General features: G+C 47.7%; 13 protein-coding genes. All 13 read left to right on the forward strand.

Annotation, left to right across the window (positions count from 1 at the left end):
• Window positions 1–30 precede the first annotated feature (30 nt).
• The 13 genes from HHL16_RS10695 to HHL16_RS10755 all read left to right on the forward strand — a co-directional run bounded on the left by HHL16_RS10695 (window position 31) and on the right by HHL16_RS10755 (window position 16902).
• Entirely contained in the window at window positions 31–609 is a 579-nt protein-coding gene (locus tag HHL16_RS10695) for an RNA polymerase sigma-70 factor (RefSeq protein ID WP_169425200.1), read from the forward strand.
• A gap of 134 nt (window positions 610–743) precedes the next feature.
• The gene (locus HHL16_RS10700; RefSeq protein WP_169425201.1) at window positions 744–1943 is read left to right on the forward strand and encodes a FecR family protein; all 1200 of its coding nucleotides are present in this window, start codon (window positions 744–746) and stop codon (window positions 1941–1943) included.
• Window positions 1944–2141: 198 nt separating this feature from the next.
• A complete protein-coding gene (locus HHL16_RS10705; protein ID WP_169425202.1) occupies window positions 2142–5477 on the forward strand; it encodes a TonB-dependent receptor in 3336 nt (1111 codons plus the stop codon).
• Window positions 5478–5487: 10 nt separating this feature from the next.
• Window positions 5488–6822 (forward strand): RagB/SusD family nutrient uptake outer membrane protein, encoded by a 1335-nt coding sequence (locus HHL16_RS10710; protein ID WP_169425203.1) that lies wholly within the window; start codon window positions 5488–5490, stop codon window positions 6820–6822.
• Window positions 6823–6847: 25 nt separating this feature from the next.
• Window positions 6848–8026, forward strand: coding sequence for a TlpA disulfide reductase family protein (locus HHL16_RS10715; protein ID WP_169425204.1), 1179 nt, complete (start codon window positions 6848–6850; stop codon window positions 8024–8026).
• A 113-nt stretch (window positions 8027–8139) separates the two neighbouring features.
• Window positions 8140–8697, forward strand: coding sequence for a DUF305 domain-containing protein (locus HHL16_RS10720; protein ID WP_169425205.1), 558 nt, complete (start codon window positions 8140–8142; stop codon window positions 8695–8697).
• A 104-nt stretch (window positions 8698–8801) separates the two neighbouring features.
• Complete coding sequence (locus tag HHL16_RS10725; RefSeq protein WP_169425206.1) at window positions 8802–9203, forward strand: hypothetical protein; 402 nt, start codon at window positions 8802–8804, stop codon at window positions 9201–9203.
• A 188-nt stretch (window positions 9204–9391) separates the two neighbouring features.
• Window positions 9392–10690: an efflux RND transporter permease subunit gene (locus tag HHL16_RS25230; protein ID WP_169425207.1), complete on the forward strand. Its 1299-nt coding sequence runs from the start codon at window positions 9392–9394 to the stop codon at window positions 10688–10690.
• Complete coding sequence (locus HHL16_RS25235) at window positions 10687–12618, forward strand: efflux RND transporter permease subunit (protein WP_206022373.1); 1932 nt, start codon at window positions 10687–10689, stop codon at window positions 12616–12618. The genes HHL16_RS25230 and HHL16_RS25235 overlap by 4 nt, the downstream gene beginning before the upstream one ends.
• Window positions 12602–13855 (forward strand): TolC family protein, encoded by a 1254-nt coding sequence (locus HHL16_RS10740; protein WP_169425208.1) that lies wholly within the window; start codon window positions 12602–12604, stop codon window positions 13853–13855. Before HHL16_RS25235 ends, HHL16_RS10740 begins: the two co-directional genes overlap by 17 nt.
• Window positions 13833–15044 (forward strand): efflux RND transporter periplasmic adaptor subunit, encoded by a 1212-nt coding sequence (locus HHL16_RS10745; protein WP_169425209.1) that lies wholly within the window; start codon window positions 13833–13835, stop codon window positions 15042–15044. The genes HHL16_RS10740 and HHL16_RS10745 overlap by 23 nt, the downstream gene beginning before the upstream one ends.
• A gap of 7 nt (window positions 15045–15051) precedes the next feature.
• Complete coding sequence (locus tag HHL16_RS10750; RefSeq protein ID WP_169425210.1) at window positions 15052–16272, forward strand: efflux RND transporter periplasmic adaptor subunit; 1221 nt, start codon at window positions 15052–15054, stop codon at window positions 16270–16272.
• 48 nt (window positions 16273–16320) lie between these two features.
• Window positions 16321–16902 carry a DUF3347 domain-containing protein gene (locus HHL16_RS10755; RefSeq protein WP_169425211.1) on the forward strand — a complete coding sequence of 194 codons (582 nt, stop codon included), beginning with the start codon at window positions 16321–16323 and terminating at the stop codon, window positions 16900–16902.
• Window positions 16903–16917 lie beyond the last annotated feature (15 nt).

Consider the following 16917-nt stretch of genomic DNA (forward strand, 5'->3'; position numbering starts at 1 on the left):
TTAGGGCTTCCATAAAATGTAGCGGATCACTTGTCAACTCTTTCCATATACGAGCAACAGGAACTGTTCAAAAAGATTGCGGCCGGCGATATTGCTGCATTCAGACAGTTGTTTGACCTTTACAGGTTGAGGTTATTTGCAGCGGCACTGAAGATTACAAAATCCGGGTATGCTGCCGAAGAAATTGTGCAGGAGATCTTCACAGCACTTTGGGAAAGCCGTTCCAATCTGGAAAATGTAGAGAACCCTCCGGCCTATATTTTTACTGTTGCATACAACAAAACCTTTCGCTTTCTCAAAAAAACAGCGGGCGATAATGCCAGGCTGCAGGCCTTGATGAAACGTGCCGAAGACCGGGATAATCATACCGAAGAATGGATCGATGTTCGGGAAAGCCAGCAGATACTTGAATTTGCCATCCGGCAATTGCCCACAAAACGCCAACTCATTTACCGCCTCAGCCGTGAAGAAGGATTGAGTTATGAGCAGATCGCCGAACGGCTTCATCTCTCCAAACTCACCGTTAAAAAGCAGATGGCGCTTGCCTTGCAGAACCTCCGCAGCATTGTTTCAAAGCATTCGCCGCTGATTGCCCTATTCCTTTTTTAGCAGGTAAAATTTATTGCAAAAAAATATTTTAACCGGCATTACTCCCACTGCCTGTTGGGAATACTCATTCTGTACAGGGGCTGGCGAAATCAAACCAGCTCCGGCAATAACCAACCTTATTCAACAAGCAATCTATGACAGATAAAGAAAGGATAGCATCGTTGTTTCAGAAACATCTGGCGGAACAGGCCAGTGCTGCAGAAACAGCTGAATTGTTTGCGCTGATCGGTAAGTCAGGTGATCAGGAGTATCTGAAAAACTCTATCACCGCCTTGTATGCAGCAGACCAGTCAGCCGATGATGTTGCGGCTCCAAAGGAGATCGACTGGGAAACCATGTTTGCCTGTGCCACAGCATCTCCGTTGCCCCAAAAGCAAGGTGGAAGCGTTGTTCAGTTGTTCCGGACACGCAAATGGGCGGTGGCAGCCGTGCTGCTGATTATTGCGGGTGCAGCCTGGTGGATGATTGCTCAAAGGCAGCAATCCACTTCCCTCAAACCAGATCAGATAGCAGTGCAACAGGAAATTCTGCCCGGCAAACAAGGCGCCGTACTCACTTTATCGGATGGCAGAACTATTGTGCTGGACAGTGTTTCCAGTGGTCTTATTGCTACCGAAGGCAGTGCAAAAGTGATCAGGAATGCAGATGGAACCATTGTGTATAACACCACAGCAAGCGAAAATGGAAAAGAGCTGTTCAACACCATGCAAACACCGAAGGGTCGGCAATACCAGCTTACTCTCCCCGATGGATCTAAAGTATGGCTCAATGCAGCGAGCTCCATCACTTACCCTGTTGCATTCAATGGGAATGCAAGAAGGATCCGTCTCTCCGGTGAAGCCTATTTTGAAGTGGTAACAGATAAACAGAAACCCTTTTTTGTTGAAATGCAGAACCGTTCTCTGGTGCAGGTGCTCGGAACCAGTTTCAATGTAAGTGCTTACGAAAATGAAACTGCTATAAGAACCACCTTGTTGGGGGGAGTGGTGAAAGTGAGCAACGCATCCGACAAAAGCCTTGTATTGAAGCCAGGGCAACAGGCTGTTATTGCGGATGGATCTGAATTGGTAACACTTGCTGCCAAACCAGATCTGAGTAAGATCATGGCATGGAAGAACGGACTCTTCAACTTCGAGGGAGCAGGTGTGGCAGAAGTGATGAATCAGATTGAAAGATGGTACAATGTAGATGTAATCTATGAAGGCGCTGTTCCGCAAAAAGAATTCGTAGGAGAAATGAACAGGCAGCTGCCGCTTTCGGGAGTGCTGAAAGGACTATCGGGAACTGGCATCAGATTCAGGCTTGAAGGGCGAAAGCTGATAGTACTGCAATAACAATGTATTCAAACAAAGCCGGCAGTGCCTGGACCGCACCACCGGCTGCATTCAGTTGAATAAAACGAGTATCAGAACCATTTTTATCAACCAAACTCATTGCAATTTATGCAAAAAACTGTTTATGGCTTCGAGGCGGTGCAAGGGCACCCGCCGCCCCGTGATCGCATGCGAAGCTCCACCAAATTGTTGCTTGTCATGAAACTGACGCTTGTTCTGCTTATTGCTACTCTGATGTCTGCCCACGCTGCAGGCATAGCACAAACTATCACATTGTCTGCCCGGCAAATGCCGTTGAAACAAGTGTTTGCCGAGATCAAAAAGCAAACCAATTATGTTACTTTCACCAGCAAAGACCTGCTGGCAGACAGCCATCCTGTTACTGTTTCGGTGAATGAAATGCCACTGAAAGATTTCCTTCATCTCATTCTTAAAGATCAGCCATTGACCTTTAACATCGAGAGCAGTACCATTCTGTTATCGAAGAAGATCACTGCAGTTAAAATGGATCCGGCATTGGTGATCATCGACAGATCACCGTTGGCCGGTATGGTGAAGAATCAGGATGGAGAACCACTTGCAGGCGCATCCGTTAAAGTAAAAGGGACCGATCGCGGTACCACTACTGATCAGGATGGGAAGTTCACTATCGATGTCAATCCCGGTGAAGTGCTGCTGGTTTCCTATACAGGTTATGTAGAAAAAGAACAACCGGTGGGAACTGTGAAAATGATTCAAATCACATTGTCGCTTACAGATACCAGGCTACAGGTGGTAGTAATTGGTTATGGTTCACAGGAACGGAGAAAGAATACAGGGGCCATTTCAAAAGTCACCGGCTTCGATGCAGAGAAGAATGTGGTGGGCGATGTTACAAAGGCATTGCAGGGAAAGGCTTCCGGGGTTTATGTGAGCAGCGCTTCAGGCACTGTAGGCCAGGCTCCAAATATTCTGATCCGCGGTGTACAGTCGGCGGATATCGGCCAGAATCCTCCTCTCTTTGTGATCGACGGAGTGATTGTTGATCAGTATAACAGCACTGTATTCAACAATATCATCATGTCGTTGAATCCTCAGGACATTGAATCTGTTGATGTATTGAAAGATGCAGCTTCTGCAGCGATCTATGGATCGCGGGGATCGAATGGCGTGATCATCATCACCACCAAAAAAGGGAAAAAAAGCGCTAAGCCATCTGTAGCCTTTTCCAATTATGTGGGGGTGAACAGACCTTCGTTTTACCGCGATGTATTGAATACGGAACAGTATGGAACTTTATTCACCGAATCACGGAATAACCGCATCGGCCTTATCGATGCAAAAATCGCCGGAGGGAACCTCACCCCTGTTCAGATTGCACAACTCAATACTGAAAAAACAAACCTCAAACAACAGATTGATGCACTTAAACTCGAAAACCGCAGCCGCGATTTTGTAAAGGATATCATCAACAATGGACTGGTAATGAATCAGCAGCTCTCTGTAAACGGAGGTTCTGATCTCACCAATTACAATGTATCGCTGGGGCATTATTCCGAAGAGAATTCCATCGGAAGCGGCAACAGAGAGCGCTATTCTGTGAAGCTCGATGGCAGCCACAAACTTACCAGATGGCTGAAACTGTCTGCCGGTGTGGATTACAGCCGGAGCGTTACAAAAGAAATGTCGTTTCCCTATATTGCCGCCACTCAGATAAGACCCGATTCACCGGAAGAACCGGTGCTGAATGCAGATGGATCATTCGGTTTCTATGTTGGGCAGCAACAGCACCCACGTGGTGTTTTGCGCGATAACAACAATAAGTTGCTCACCAATATAGTGCTTGCAAATATCAGTGCCGAAATAGATATCGTCAGGAACCTGAGTTTCAAATCACTGTTTGGCCTCAGCTCAGGTTCCATCAACAATACTACCTACAACTCTCCCCTAACCTATACAGGGAAATTCGATACGGGAAAGTATGTGGCTACATTCAATAATTCACTCAATTACAATTGGGACAATACGCTCAATTATAATATTCGTGCGGGGAAACTTACCGGTACTGCAACGGTCGGTTACGTATTCTATCACGCAGAGAATAATGGAAATGGTTATGAACTCCGCAAGTTCCCGATGATCGGAAGTGTTTCCGGCCCTGCAGCCGGTGGAACATACGCGCCGCCATCGACCATCGCTACTTATAACAATGCATATCTTGAAAATGCACTGGGAACCTTCGCCAGGGCCAATCTCAGTTACAACGGCAGATATTTGCTCAACCTGAGTGTACGCAATGATGGAAGTTCCAAACTTTCACCTGGCTATCGTTACAACACATTGCCGGCAATAGGTACAGGATGGGTACTGTCCGAAGAATCGTTCCTGCGTGGAAACAAAATGATCTCTTTTCTTAAACTCCGTGCGAGCTGGGGGAAAACCGGCAATATCAAATCGATCGGGTGGCTCGACAGATTTGTGAATTACACCATCGGCAATTATCTCGGACAGCCTTCGCTGCACATTGGTGGTGCGTTCAATACATTGGGCAACCCTGCACTGTCCTGGGAAGCAACCAAACAAACCGATATAGGCATCGATCTCGAATTGTGGAATGGTATGTTCACTTTCAACGGAAGTGTATACAGAAAGCTTACGGAAGGATTGCTCACTTCCTTGCAGCAACCTTATTCACTGGGTGGCAATTCATACCGTTACAATCTGGGAAGCATCCGGAATCAGGGCATCGAACTGGAAGCAGGCTATCGTGATGAAGCCGGAAAATTCAGGTGGTCTGTTAACGGCAATCTGAGCATCAACCGCAACAAATTGATTTCAATGCGCGATAGCACCGCAGCATATGGCGCCACTGTTTTTGGAGGGCCTGCATCCCGTAACAGGGTTGGGTTTCCGATTGGAATGGTACAGGTGCTCGAAGCACGTGGTGTGGATCCCGAAACCGGCGATATGATCTATGCCGATCAGGATGGCAATAAGATCATCAACAATCTCGACAATATCTATGTGCCGATCGCACTGCCAAAATTCAGTGGTGGACTCAATATTGAATCAGGATACCGTGATTTTGATCTGAGCCTTTTCTGGACATTCTCCTATGGCAATAAAGTGTACGACTTCTATGAGCAAACACTGCGTGATACAAGGCTCGATGCATTCGGCGTAATGCCCAATAAATTCACTTCGGTACTCGACCGCTGGAAACAAAAAGGCGACCCGACTTCCGTTCCCCGACTCGTTGCCGGAGCTCATGGGCCGCAGGATCAGGTGGACTGGAATTTCAAACCATCCACTGCATTCATCAGAGATGCATCCTATGCGAGACTGCGTAACATTACATTGGGTTACTCTCTGCCTGCTGTTTGGATGAAATCTGCAGGTATCAGAAAACTGAGGGTATATGCCAGTTTCCAAAACCTGTTCACCATCAGCAAAGCAGAAGGTTTTGATCCCGAAGCGGTCTCCAACACCGGTGTGATGAGTAGCAATACGCCTAACCCACGCTCTTTTGTTGTTGGCTTTAATGTTAATCTTTAAAAACAGCGCCATGTCCCAAATCAAAAATATTCTACTCCTGTTGCTGGTTTGCTGTATGGCAGCCTGTGGCAAACTGCTCGACAATCCGCTTCCAAACGACAAGGTTTCCGTGGCACAGATCACCGACGCGGAAATTCCGTTGCTGATCCGCGGCATCTATCAGCAAAGTACTGCCAATGCCTTTTATCTGTTTTATGTATTGCAGGATATTATGGCTGATGATGTTCAGGGCACCGGTTATATAGACTTTGAAAACAATAATATTCCCAATACCAGTTCGAATGCATCCAGCGCATATGTAAATCCATTCAAAGGCATATTATCTGCCAATCAGGTAATCCGATATATAGAAGACAATAAAAAAGAGGGTACGCTGGGTACCGCACTGGGTGAAGCAAAGTTTATGCGTGCCTACAATTATTACAGGCTGGTACAGCATTTCGGCGGTGTAGCCATTGTAAACGGGAGAGAGCCTATGAATGCAAAACCGTTCCGCAATACAGAAGAAGAAGTGTACAACGAGATCGTCAAAGATCTTAACACAGCTATCGGAAATCTCGGCGATTATAACGGCAATTCATTGCTGCCCTCGAAGCAGGCCGCACAGGCATTGCTGGCACGCGTGTATCTGTGGCAGGGAAAATATGCCGAAGCCCGCAAACTGGCGATGGATGTGATCGATGCCGGAAAGAACCAGCTCGATGCAGATTTCGGCAGCATGTTCAACGACAATACCACCAGCAAAGAACTGATCTGGAGACAAACCGAAACATCGGATAATGCAGTTGCTAACGGCCTTGCTGTTGTGTATGGTCCCGGCCCAGTTGCACAGGGGAAGCCAGGAAGCAACAATATCTGGATCGACAGCAATCTTGTAAAGAAGTTCGACGCTGCCGATAAACGAAAGCTATATTTCTACGATTCTACCGCTGCTTCTGTTGGAAAGAAAGTGTTCTTTCTTACGAAGTTCAAAGTGTCGCCACGCCTGAACCCCAACTATCCTATTCTTCGTCTCAGTGAAATGCACCTGATAGTTGCTGAAGCGGATGCACGAAACAATATCGTTAACCTCACTTATCTCAATACAGTAAGATTGCAGCGCGGGGCTGTGCCGGCCGATGCAGCCAGCATTACCTCTCCGCAGGAAATGATAGATGCTGTTGAGCTGGAACGCAGAAAAGAATTCGTAGGCGAAGGATTACGCTGGTACGATATGCGACGTCTCAATAAAGCTATCCCATGGCTCGATTCGAAGTTGAAGCCAAAGGGTTTTCAATTGCTTCCGATACCTTTTCAGGAGATATTCCTCAACCCTAACACTGCGCCCAATCCGGACTATAATTAATCTGTAAATCCATAACAAAATAAAAATGAAACAAACAACCATGCTGGTTGCAGCTACTCTATTGTCTGCCATGCAGGGATTAGCTCAGAACGGCTATCAGATCAAAGGCAAACTGAAGGGACAGGGCAACGAAAAAATGACGCTGTTGTACCGCACCGAATCTGAACGCACTAAATATGATTCTGCAATAGCGAAGCGAAACAGTTTTGTAATGAAATCTGATGTTGCCATGGAACCTGTTGTAGGATTCCTGAATACAAAGATCGATCGCAATCTGCGTTTTTCAGATAATCCCAATGCCCCCTATTCTCCGGCCCCTTCGCTTGAGGTAGTACTTTCAAGCCAAACCAATATCAAAGTAACCGGTACTGCTGCCGAGATCCATCTTGCTACCATTAAAGGTGATCCGATGAACAACGATCTCAACAGATTGCATGAGGCAGAAAAAGCGGTTTTCACAAAACTCTGGGAATTGCAGAAAGCATCTGCTAAAGCACGCCGGGAGAAAACAAATACGAAGGAATCTGATGCAAAGCTGGGGCAGGAAATGACTGCTGCACGGGCAGAGAGAACTGCTATCAGAAAGCAATTTGTAAAAGATAATCCGGGGTCGTTTATCAGTGTGTATCTGCTGGCAACCATGAGTACGGATTATAAAAATAATGAGCTTGCCCAGGCTTTCAAAAACCTCACAGACGATTACAGGAAAACCATGTACGGTAAGATGGTAGCGGCTAAGATCGAAGCAGGCAATGCAACTGCTCTCGGTAAGTTCGCACCTGATTTTACCAAGCCGGATGTAAATGGCAAACCTGTATCGCTGTCTTCACTCAAAGGTAAATATGTGCTGGTCGATTTTTGGGGAAGCTGGTGCGGACCATGCAGAAGAAGTCATCCTCACCTGAAAGAAGCATATGCCAAATACAAAAGCAAAGGTTTTGAGATACTTGGCATTGCATGTGAAAGAAAATCACCTGATGAGGCTATTGCAGCGTGGAAACAGGCGATGGACGAAGACAGAATAGACTGGATGCAGGTGATCAACGATGTTGGCATCAAAGAGCAGGATGTAACACAGCTCTATGGTATCGAAGGCTTTCCCACAAAACTGCTGCTCGATAAAGATGGAAAGATCATAGCCAAATGGCTCGGTCTCGAAAGCAAGGAACTCGATGCAAAACTGAAAGAGATCTTCGGAGAATAATTCATCTCTTTTTTCAGAAGTATAAGGCAGGTGTTCCGGAAACGGGGCACCTGTATTGTGTTAATGATCAGCTGGTATGATATTTATAGCAGCCTTTTGAAATACCGATGCTGATGAACACAGAAACCTATCACGATAATCCCATGATGCAGGCCATGCATTCCATGGCCGAAGAAATGCATCATGCCAGCATGCATGGCGATCCCGATCATCATTTTTGCAGAATGATGCAATTGCACCACGCAGGCGCCATCAATATGGGCAACCTGGTAATTGAAGAAGGCAACAATCAAACCATTGCCGAACTGGCTGGCGCTATCATCCAAAAACAAAAAGACGAGATCGCAGCGATGCAGGTCTACCTCAACAGCCACCACAGCATGCCGCACAGCGAACATGCTGCCTTCAACAGTGCCATGCGCACTGTGATGGACAAAATGGAACAACAGGCCGCCAGTGAAGAACTGACCGGCGACATCGATCACGATTTTGCTGTGCTGATGGTGCATCATCATCAGGCTGCGATAGAAATGGCAGACCTCATTATTCAGTACGGCTCTGATGCGGGTATCAAAAAGATGGCCGGTGAGATCCGCATCGATCAGGAAGCTGAAGTGGAAGCGCTGCTCAAATGGCTGAATGAACGAAGGCAGGCAGAATTTCCGTCTTAGCCGTTCTGTACCTTGAACCAGATTCGTTTAGCAAATCATAAAATGATAAACTTCTCCATAATTATGTAACAACACCGGTACAAACCCGCCTATATTTGTTCCGGATGAAGAAATTCCTTGTTTTCATATTGTCCCTTCTCTACCTCGGCAGTTCGGCCGGAGCCACAGTACGCCTGCATTATTGCCAGGGCAAACTGGTGGATATCCAGCTCGGAGATGGCAATAAGGAAAAATGCAGCGGCTGCGCTTCCAAAAAAGCGAAAGGCTGTAAAATGGCCTGCTGCAAGGACGAACACAAGATGGTGAAACTCGAAAAAGATCACCAGAAAACAGCAGAAGCCAGCTTTCAGTTTCTGCAAAGCATCGCGTATGTAACGCCTGCTTCCTTTATCGAACTTCCATTGTTGTATCTCACTGCACTTGCGGAAGAGCATCCCATCAGTCATGCTCCTCCCGGCACAGATAAAGTTCAGCTTCATCTGCTCAATTGCAATTTCCGCATCTGATAACTGTCCACTCCCCGTGGCAGGACGCATATTTCTCTTTTAGCAGCTTTCACTAGCGATTTACTCCTGCATACCGCTTCGCTGCAATCAGTTTCATAGTACATCTTAATTATTCAGGCAGCCATCAAACGCTGTTGCATGGCCGGTTGTGGCCGGTTGCATCAGTACGCTGCAACGAAATTTACCATATGGTACATCGCATTATCGAATGGAGTCTCAGGAACCGTTTCATTGTGCTCATGTTATCTGCAGGCCTTTTTGTGTGGGGATTTTTCGCCATGAAAAAGAACCCTGTAGATGCCATTCCCGATCTCTCAGAAAATCAGGTGATCGTTTTTACGGAATGGATGGGACGTGGACCGCAACTGATCGAAGACCAGATCACCTATCCCCTCGTAACAAATTTACAAGGGCTGCCCAAAATCAAATATGTGCGCGGTTCATCCATGTTCGGCATGAGTTTCATCTACGTGATCTTTCAGGACGATGTAGATATTTACTGGGCCCGCGAACGCGTGCTCGAAAGGCTCAGCACAGTTACCCGCTCACTGCCCACAGGCGTTTCACCACAGTTGGGTCCTGATGGGACCGGCGTTGGCCATATACTCTGGTACACGCTCGATGCGCCCAATATGGATCTTGGCGAACAACGCGCTCTGCAGGACTGGTATGTGAAGTTCGCCCTTCAGAACGTAGAGGGTGTGAGCGAGATCGCCAGCTTCGGCGGTTTTCAGAAACAATATCAGGTAACGCTCGATCCGAATAAACTGCTCTACTATCGCCTCTCAGTAAATGAAGTGATCAACGCCATCCGAACCAATAACAATGAATCGGGAGGAAGAAAATTCGAGCTCAGCGATATCGGTTACATCATCAAAACCTCCGGCTATCTGAAATCGATGGAAGAGATCGGGAATATCCCCGTAAAAAATCAGAACAGCATACCCATACGCGTGAGCGATCTCGGCACTGTACAGATGACCGGCGAAACACGTCTCGGCATCTTCGATCAGAATGGCGAAGGCGAGCGCGTAGGCGGCATTGTAGTGATGCGCTACGGCGAAAACGCGGCGGCTGTTATCGATCGTGTGAAAGAGAAAATGAAAGAAGTGGCGAAGGGTTTTCCGGAGAAAGTGAAGTTCGACATCGTGTACGATCGCGGAGAACTGATCTCCGAATCGGTGGACTCCATCAAACGAACACTGATCGAAGAAATGATAGTGGTGTCGATTGTAGTGATCATCTTCCTCTTCCACTGGCGAAGTGCACTGAGCATCATCATTCAGATCCCCATCACACTGGCCACGAGTTTTATTCTGCTGAATGCCTTCGGCATCACCAGCAATATCATGAGCCTTACCGGTATCGCCCTTGCTATCGGCGTGATTGTAGACAATGGCATTATCATGAGTGAGAACGCCTACAAGCACCTCTCCGAACGATATGCCAGCTGGCAGGAAAACCAAAAAAATCAGACATCATTATGAACTTGTTCAGAAAAAAAATAAAACAGCAGCCCTGGATCTCCGAAGAAGAAAGGCTGAAAGTGGTGGAGAAGGCCAGCAAGCAGGTGTCGCGCGGAGTGTTCTTCGCAACGGTGATCATCATCACTTCTTTTCTGCCGGTGTTCATGCTCACGGGGCAGGAAGGCAAACTTTTCCATCCGCTTGCCTGGACCAAAACCTTTATCATGATCGTAGATGCGCTGCTGGTGATCACACTCGCACCCGTGCTCATCTCGTTCTTCATGAAAGGGAAATTCAGACCAGACAATGCCAACCCCGTTACCAGAATTCTCGAAAAGATCTACACGCCCATCATCAAATGGGTATTGAAATGGAGAAAGACAACGCTGGCCATCAACCTCGCAGCGCTGATACTCACCATTCCCTTGCTGCGCAGTCTCGGCAGCGAATTCATGCCGCCACTCGATGAGCAAAGCATTTTATTTATGCCGGTAACGCTGCCCGATGTGAGCAACGGAGAAGCCAAACGCATTCTGCAGGTGCAGGATAAACTCATCCGCACCGTGCCCGAAGTAGACAAGGTACTCGGAAAAGCAGGCCGGGCAAGCACTGCAACGGATAACTCTCCTATCAGCATGATCGAGACCATCATTATGCTGAAACCAAAAGATAAATGGAGGGCAGGCATTACCAAAAAAGACATCATCAATGAACTCGATGCCAAACTGCAAATACCTGGTGTGGTAAATGGCTGGACGCAACCGATCATCAATCGCATCAACATGCTGGCCACCGGAATCAGAACCGATGTTGGCGTGAAGGTATACGGACAAAATCTCGACACCATCGCAGCAGTGTCTGAGCGTGTACGTAAAGCGCTCGAAGGAACGCAGGGCATCGCAGATCTTTATGTAGAGCCTGTTACCGGTGGAAAATATCTCAGCATCAATGTAAAACGCGATCAGCTGGCGAGATACGGTTTATCAGTAGATGATGTGAATCAGACCGTAGAAACCGCGCTGGGCGGCGCTCCTATCGGAAACACGGTGGAAGGGCGTCAGCGATTCAGCATCAATGTTCGTCTCGCACAGGAATATCGCAATAGTCCGGAACGCATCAAACGCATTCCGATGATGTCTCCGGCAATGGGCGAAATTCCATTATCCGCCGTAGCAGATGTAGTATTTGAAGATGGCCCGCCGATGATCACCTCAGACAATGCCATGCTGCGCGGCGCTGTGCTCTTCAATGTGCGCGACCGTGATCTCGGCAGTACCGTAAAAGAAGCCATCGATAAAATGAACAATGCCAAAGGCGTACTGCCGCAGGGCTACTTTCTCGAATGGAGCGGACAATACGAAAACCTCATCCGCGGACAGCAAACCCTGCTATGGATTGCACCAATTGTTTTGCTGATCATTTTCTTCTCGCTCTATTTCGCATTCCATTCCATGCGCGAAGCATTTCTCAGTCTCATCACCGTTCCCTTCGCACTCATCGGAGGTGCCTATATGATCTGGTACTGGGATGTAAACCTCTCTGTTGCAGTGGCAGTGGGCTTTATAGCGCTCTTCGGCATTGCAGTGGAAACTGGTATCGTAATGGTGATCTACCTCAACGATGCCATGCAGCAACTGGTAAAGGAAAAAGGCAATTCATCTGAGACTATCACCAGACAAGACCTGCTGAAGTATGTGATCTACGGAGCAGCCAAAAGGCTTCGCCCAAAACTGATGACAGTCTGCGTATCCCTCTTCGGATTGATCCCCGTACTCTGGGCAACCGGTGTAGGAACAGATGTGATGAAACCGATAGTATTACCGATGATCGGCGGCGTGCTCACTTCATCCACGCATATTCTGCTGGTAACGCCATTGATCTTCTTAATGACGAAAGAATATGAATTACGCAAGTATGGTAAACTTCAGATACATGAAACCACTCACTAAAATATATGCAGCGATGCTGCTGATGCTGCCTACAGCGCTTTCTGCACAGGACACGCCAGTGCTGAGTCTCGACAGCATTCTGCAACGGATCGACCGTAACAACCTGCAACTGCAATCGTATGAACTCAAGGCCAAAAGCTACGAGTACAGCGCAGATGCAGCCACTGCGTGGATGGCGCCCATGGTAGGTGCAGGTACATTCATGACGCCCTACCCCCGTCAGAAACTCATGGACGATCGGGATAAAGGAAGCCTGATGCTGCAGATAGAACAGGATATTCCCAATCCGCTCAAACTGAAAGCAAAGAAGAATTACATCGCTTCGCAATCCAATGTGGAACGCGCCAACAGAGATATTTCGCTCAATGAAATGAAGAGCCAGGCAAAGCGGCTCTACTTCAACTGGCTGGTGGCACAGGATAGAATTGCTGTGTTGCAGGAGACGGAAAAGATCATGATCACCATGAAGAAGATCGAAGAAGTCAGGTATCCTTATAATCAGTCGTTACTCGGTAACGTGTACAAAGCAGATGCGAAGATCGAAGAGAACAGAAATATGGCGCGGATGCAAACCGGTACCATCGCGAAAGCGAGATCCTGGCTCAATAGCCTGATGAATGCACCAGGCAACACTCCATTTGAAATAGACAGTACATATCAGCCTGTATTCAATCAGGCTGCCACTTACGACACAGCTTCATTGGCCGCGCTGCGCAAAGATGTTTTCAAAATGAATGCCGGTATTCGCAGCATGCAGCTCGAAATCGAAAGCATGAAGCTGGAGAGAAAACCCGATTTCCGCATCCGCTTCGATCATATGAGTCCACTTGGAAAAATGATGCCGCAGGCATTTAGTGTGATGGGTATGATCAGCATCCCCATTGCACCCTGGAGCAGCAAAATGTACAAGTCGGAGATCAAAGCCATGCAGTACAATATTCAGTCCATGGAGAAAGAGCGCGCTGCCATGCTGCAGGAAACACAAGGCATGCTGTACGGAATGCAATATGAAATTCAAACGATGCAGAAACGTATCGACGGTATGGAACACAGCATTATCCCGGCGCTGAAACGCACTATGGATGCGAACTTCCTCGCCTATCAGGAAAACAAGATGAATCTCAGCAATGTGATCGATTCATGGGAAGCGCTCACCATGATGCAAATGAATGTGCTCGACGAAAAATTAAAGTTGTACGAAATGATCGTTGATTATGAAAAACAGTTATATCGTTAAATCAATCATACTCGCCTCTGCAACAGCTTTCCTGTTGGCCGCCTGTAAAGAGAATGCAGCACAAGATGCGAAAGGCGGTCATAAGGAAGCTTTGATAGACAGTTCGGTACGGAGCCTTACGCAACCTGCCAATCAGCAGGTGGTGGCAGGTATTCCCGTGATCACCGCTGCGCAGGGTGCACGCATATTTTCTGCTGAAGTGAATGGTGTGATCAGTTACGACACACGCAATCAGACCAGCATTGCCAGCCGTGTTGCAGGGCGTATCGAACGCCTCCATATCAAATACAATTATCAGCCGGTGAAACGTGGTCAGCTGATCATGGAACTGTATTCTCCTGATCTCGCAGCCGCGCAGCGTGAGTTGCTGTTCGTTGCAGCAAATGATGTTTCGATGCTCGACCGGGCAAAAGAGAAACTGCTGCTGGCAGGCATGCAACCTGCGCAGATCAGTGAACTGCTTCGCACAGGCAAGATTCTTTATCGCATTCCTGTTTACAGCAACAGCGATGGATACATTCTTGAAAAAACAGCAGCGGCTATTGCACCAACTCCGGGCATAACATCAGCCGCACCAGCGTCGGGCGGCGATGGAATGGCGGGTATGGGTGGAGCAGGCGCAACGCCGGCATCCGCTTCTGCTGCGGCTCCTGTGGCATCGCCCGTGATGCTGCGCGAAGGCCAGTATGTTGCTGCAGGACAAAGCCTCTTCACTATCTATCAATCCACCAACCTGGTAGCTGAGTTTGCATTCTCTCCGGCGCTGGCATCGAAGATGAAAACCGGACAAAACCTGCTTTTCTATCCGAATGAAAACAGCCAGCAGATGCAATCCGGAAAGATCGGATTGATAGAACCTGTTTTCAGGAACGGAGAGAATTTCACGCTCGCACGCGTGTATCTCGGCAATGCCGATTTTCAACCCGGACAACTGCTTACTGCGAATGTGCCGGTAGTGTACTGCAACAGCTGGTGGTTGCCGAAGCAGGCTGTATGGATGCAGGGTGCACAGGCCATCATCTTCATCAAAGAGCAGTCAGTTTTCAGACCGGTACAGATACGCACCGGCATTATCGGTAATGATGCCGTGCAGGTATTGTCTGATCTCACCGGAAAAGAAATCGCTTCCAATGCATTCTACATGGTAGACAGTGAAAGCTTCATCAAAGTAAATGACAGTATTCAATAAGCAGAATATGGAAAGAAAACAATTTGTAAAATGGATAGCCCTGGCCAGCTTGCTGCCTGCAACATTTTTTGCCGCCTGCTCGGAAGACAAAAGTAAAACAAAAGTGAGTGCAGCAGCTCCGAAGCAAACGTACACTTGTCCGATGCACCCGCAGATTGTGCAGGATAAGCCAGGCACCTGCCCTATCTGCGCCATGGATCTCGTTCCGTTCGACAAGAATAATAAAGATGCATCGCTCACGCTCGGCGAAAGTCAGATGGCGCTTGCCAATATCACTACCATGGTGGTGGGCAATGCTGCAATGAACAATACAAAACAACTCAATGGCAGGCTGGCAACAAATCCTGATCAGACAGTGTATGTGAGCAGCCGCGTTGCAGGACGTGTAGAAACATTGTACGTAAAAGAAACCGGCATAAAAGTGCAGAAGGGGCAACCACTCTATCGCATCTATTCGGAGCAGCTGGCTGCATTGCAGCAGGAGTTTCTGCTGGCAAATGCGCAACTGAAGCAGTTTCCTGAAGATGCACGATTCAGAGAAATAGAACGTGCAGCGCGGCAAAAACTGAAGCTCTTCGATCAGTCGGATGCGCAATTGCAGCAACTGTTGCAGGCAAATAAAGTATCACCTTATGTTACATATGCTGCAACTGCCACTGGCATCGTAGCAGAACTGAATATTACCGAAGGGCAATATGTAACAGAAGGAGGATCTGTAATGAAGTTGGAAGGATACGGTGCACTTTGGGTGGAGGCCGATGTGTATGCTTCGGAGCTGCCTTACGTGCGCGTAGGACAAAAAGTAACCGTGATCGTATCCGGATGGGAACAGCAGCCACAGCAGATGACGGTGCAATTCATCAACCCTGCATTGCAAAGTGGTACACAACTGATGCAGGTCCGCGGAACAATTGCCAACCCCAATCAACAATGGCAGCCGGGCTTGCAGGCGATAGTTCAGCTACCCATCAAAAGCAGCAGCGATGCACTTACCCTTCCGGTGGATGCAGTGATCCGCGATGGCAAAGGCACGCATGTGTGGCTGCAAACTGAACGCGGCAAATTCGAACCGCGCATGGTGAAACTCGGAATGGAGAATGCCAATCTCGTTGAGATCAATTCAGGCCTCGCCGCCGGTGATACCGTTGTTGTTACAGGCGCTTACCTGCTCTACAGCGAATACATCCTCAAAAAAGGAGCTGATCCCATGGCCGGACATAAACACTAAACAATTTCATCACCATATTCTCATAACACAATTCTTAAAATCATGTTCATGAAATCAATTATCGGAACATCACTGGTTGCCATTGCAGTGCTTGCATTTGCAGCCTGCGGCAACGGAAACAACAATGCAGATGCGCCTGCAAAAACAGACAGCACGGAGCATACAGATCACACAGGACATAATCATGCAGCAGAAAAACCGGCTGAGCAAACCAAAACTGCCGGTGTGCAGATCAAAGACGATATGCTGAATGCCGTGTATCAGCAATATGCTGCACTCACTGCAGCTTTGGTTGAAAGCGATGCTGCAAAAGCAAAAGTTGCCGCCAATGCCATCGAAGCTGGTGCTAAAGAATTGAAGGGCGCAGAAGCCATTGCAGCTGCTGCTGCGAAAATCACCACAGCAAAGGATATCGATGCACAGAGAATCGCCTATTCCGACCTCAGCAATAACCTCATCACACTGGTAAAGAAATCAGGCATCAACAGCGGTGAGCTGTATGTGGAGTTTTGTCCCATGGCTATGAATGATAAAGGCGGGTACTGGATCAGCAACGACAAGGCCATCAAAAATCCTTATTTTGGAGCAAGCATGCTCACCTGTGGCGATGTGAAAGAAACTTTGCAATAACCCCTTCAACTCAAA

It is taken from the genome of Pseudoflavitalea sp. G-6-1-2 (assembly GCF_012927185.1).
Taxonomy (GTDB): domain Bacteria; phylum Bacteroidota; class Bacteroidia; order Chitinophagales; family Chitinophagaceae; genus Pseudobacter.